Genomic DNA, 3,669 nt, shown 5'->3' with positions numbered 1-3,669 from the left:
CCCTTCCGCAGCCGGGGATTTCCGGCCAGCGGCCGGCACCACCAAGGCATGAAAAAAAGACGCACGGCCACAGGGCCGTGCGCTTGGGAAGTATCGACCCGGCCCCGATCAGGCCCGGCCGACAACGACATGCTAGGCTCGTCGGCATCATGGGTACAGAACCAGATGCGGGTCGAGTCGATGGATACAGAAGACACCACCACGATGATCCCACCCCGCTACCAGCGGCTGTCGGACGAGCTGGCTGAAGCCATCCACGGCGGGCGCCTGCCGGTCGGCAGCCGGTTGCCGTCGCTGCGGCAGATGGCATCGCAGCGCCAGCTCAGCCTGAACACCGTGATCGCGGCCTACCGTCAGCTGGAAGACGCCGGTCTGGTCATTCCGCGGCCGAAGGCGGGCTTCGAAGTGGCGCCGCGACTGTCGGTTCCGCAGCGCTCGCTGCGTGATGCGCCGTCCGCGCCCACCGCCCCGCTGCAGCAGGTGCTGATGGCGCGGGTGCTGGAAGCGCAGCGGCGCCCCGGCGTGATCGACCTCGCCTTTGCCGGCCCGCGTGGGCGCCAGTTCTACCCGGGTGCGCAGCTGGCCCGGCACACCGCGCAGGTACTTCGCCATGGCCAGCAGACCGTGGAGACCTACGCCCGTCCCAATGGTTCGCCACGCCTGCTGGCGCAGATCGTGCGGYGTGGCCCGCGGATGGGCCTGCATACCCACCCCGAACGCCTGCTGCTGACCCATGGTGCGATGGAAGCACTGCAACTGGCACTGCGCGCGGTCACCCAGCCCGGCGATGCAGTCGGCATCGAAGCACCCTCGTACTTCAACCTGTATCCCCTGCTGACCACGCTGGGCCTGCAGCCGATCGAACTGCCCACCCATCCGCAGCGCGGCCTGGACGTGGATGCGCTGGAAGCACTGCTGCAGCACACCCCTCTTGCGGCGCTGGTGGTGATGCCGACCGTGCACAACCCGCTGGGCTGCACGATGCCGATCGCCGACAAGCAGCGCCTGGCCGAACTGGTCAACGCACGCCAGCTGCCGCTGATCGAAGACGCGGTGTATGCCGAACTGCAGTTCAGCGAGCCGCCGGCGCCCTTGCTGAAGGCGTTCGACCGCGACGGTTGGGTGATGGTGGTCGGTGGATTCTCGAAGACGCTGGCACCGGACTACCGCATCGGCTGGCTCGATGGCGGCCGCTTCGCCGAACGCATCGCGCTGCTCAAATTCCAGTCCACCGGCGGCGAACCGCAGCTGCTCGGGCGGTTCGAGAAGTACTACCCGCACCAGCTCTCCGGGGGCATGCGCAAGCGTGTGGCGCTGGCGCAGACGCTGGTCAACGAACCCGAAATCATGCTGATGGACGAACCGTTCAGCGCCCTCGACGTCCAGACCCGGCAGCTCATGCAGCAGGAGTTGCTGCGGCTGTGGAGCGGCAGCGACGCTGCCGTCGTCTTCGTTACCCACGACCTGGAAGAAGCCATCGCACTGGCTGACCGTGTGGTGGTCATGACCGCGAGTCCGGCGACCATCAAGGCTGACTTCAGGGTGGACCTGCCGCGGCCGCGCGACGTGGAAGAGGTCAGGCTGACCCCGGAGTTCCTGGCGATCTACCGCCAGGTCTGGGACAGCCTGCGGGACGAAGTCGAACAGGCCAGGGCCTCGGCCGGGCACCCCGATGCAAAGTAACAGCAACCAGTTAGGACAACGACGATGACGTCACCCACGATCAGCGCCCCGCCGATGGGGCAGGGCAACGAGCTCAGCGCGGAAAACGAGGCAACCCTGCTCGCCGCGGCGCGACGGTCAAACAGAAACGCCTCCTACAAGGTCTGGGCACTCCGGGCCGTCATCGTCGCGGTGTGGCTCGGCAGCTGGGAACTGACCGCCACCTACCTCATCGATCCGTTTTTCTACTCCAAGCCCTCCCTGATCTGGGACCGGCTGATCCAGTGGTTCAGCTCCGGCACCCAGTTCGGTTCCGTCTGGGAAAACATCGGCTACACCGTGCTGGAGGCTACCGTCGGTTTCGCYATCGGCACCGTCGCCGGCATCGTGCTCGGCGTCCTCCTGGGCCGTAGCCACTACATGGCGGAAGTTTTTTCACCGTTCATCAAGGCTGCCAACGCCGTTCCCCGCATCGTCCTCGCGGCGCTGTTCATCATCTGGTTCGGGTTCGGCATCAACTCCAAGATTGCCACCGTGGTGGTCCTGGTGTTCTTCGCGGTGTTCTTCAACGCCTTCACCGGGGCCCGCGAAGTGGACGGCAACGTGGTCAACAACGCACGGATCCTGGGGGCGAGCAAGCGCAAGATCCTGACCTCGATCGTGCTCCCCAGCGCCACCACCTGGATTCTTTCCTCGCTCCACACCGCATTCGGGTTCGCGCTCATCGGCGCGATCGTCGGCGAATACGCCGGGGCGAAACACGGCATGGGCATGCTGATCGCCAATGCCCAAGGCACCTTCGACTCGGCGGGTATCTACGCCGGCATGATCATCGTCACCGTGGTGGCGCTGCTGGCCGAATCCGTCATTACCACCGCAGAAAACAAGCTCCTCAAATGGCGGCCGTCTCAGGCCCAGACTCAGATCAAGGGAATCTAAACCATGAAAACGAAACTACAGCGACGTAGTGTCCAGGCGTCAGCCGTCCTTCTCACCATCGCGGTTGCCGCCGGAGTCAGCGGTTGCCAGGATTCACGGGCGGCATCGGTGGACAGCGCCAGTACACCGGAGGTCAACATCATCGTGGGCGGCCTGGAAAAAGTCATCTACATGCCGGCGAAGCTTGCCGAAGGCCTGGGCTTGTTCGAAAAGGAAGGGGTCAAGGTCAACCTGCTCGGCGAGCAGTCCGGCGCCACGGCGGAGAACTCGCTGCTGACCGGCAACGCCCAGGCCGTTGAGGGCTTCTACGACCACACGATCGATTTGCAGGCCAAGGGGCAGTGCATCACCTCCGTGGTCCAGCTGGCGAACATCCCGGGCGAAGCCGAGGTGGTCTCCACCAGCAAGGCCGACTCGATCAAAACCGCGGCTGACTTTGAAGGCCGCAACCTGGGCATCACCTCACTGGGATCATCCACAGACTTCCTGACCCAGGCCCTGGCCGGTCAAGCCGGGGTGAAGAGCTACACCCCCGCCAAGGTCGGCGCCGGACAGACCTTCATTGCCGCCATGGACAACAACGGCATCGATGCGGGCATGACCACCGATCCCACCATCGCCCAGCTCGTTGAAACGGGCAAGGGCAAAGTAATGATCGACATGCGCACGGAAGAGGGCACCCGAAAGGCGCTCGGCGGCCTGTATCCGGCGGCGTCCGTCTACATGAGCTGTGATTTCGTGCAGAAGAACCCGCAAACCGTCCAGAAAGTGGTCAACGCCTTCGTGGGCGCGCTCCGCTTCATCAACAGCCACAGCGCCGCCGAGATCGCCGCCAAGATGCCCAAGGAGTACGCCAACGCCGGGCAGGCGCTCTACGAGAAGTCCATCAATGACACCAAGACCATGTTCAACAAGGACGGAAAGATGGATGCCGACGGCGCCAAGAACGTGCTCAGCATCCTGGACAAATACTCCACTAACGTCAAGGGAAAGGGCGCTTCCATCGACCTGAGCAAGACCTACACCACGGCGTTTACCGACAAGGTCCCGGCCGAGAAGTAGCAGCAT

General features: G+C 64.4%; 3 protein-coding genes. All 3 read left to right on the top strand.

Annotation, left to right across the window (positions count from 1 at the left end):
• Window positions 1-180 precede the first annotated feature (180 nt).
• The 3 genes from AB4Y84_RS15985 to AB4Y84_RS15975 are packed head-to-tail and all read left to right on the top strand — an operon-like array spanning window position 181 to window position 3,663.
• Window positions 181-1,683 (top strand): aminotransferase class I/II-fold pyridoxal phosphate-dependent enzyme, encoded by a 1,503-nt coding sequence (locus AB4Y84_RS15985; protein WP_442250428.1) that lies wholly within the window; start codon window positions 181-183, stop codon window positions 1,681-1,683.
• Between the two features lie 24 nt (window positions 1,684-1,707).
• Window positions 1,708-2,601, top strand: a complete 894-nt coding sequence (locus AB4Y84_RS15980; RefSeq protein ID WP_442250427.1) for an ABC transporter permease — start codon at window positions 1,708-1,710, stop codon at window positions 2,599-2,601.
• Between the two features lie 3 nt (window positions 2,602-2,604).
• Entirely contained in the window at window positions 2,605-3,663 is a 1,059-nt protein-coding gene (locus tag AB4Y84_RS15975) for an ABC transporter substrate-binding protein (RefSeq protein ID WP_442250426.1), read from the top strand.
• The last annotated feature ends 6 nt before the right edge of the window (window positions 3,664-3,669 follow it).

It is taken from the genome of Stenotrophomonas sp. 2YAF22 (genome assembly GCF_052114665.1).
GTDB lineage: Bacteria > Pseudomonadota > Gammaproteobacteria > Xanthomonadales > Xanthomonadaceae > Stenotrophomonas > Stenotrophomonas indicatrix.
The sequence above is the reverse complement of the archived record's forward strand: the minus strand, read 5'-3'. Positions and strand labels throughout refer to the sequence as shown.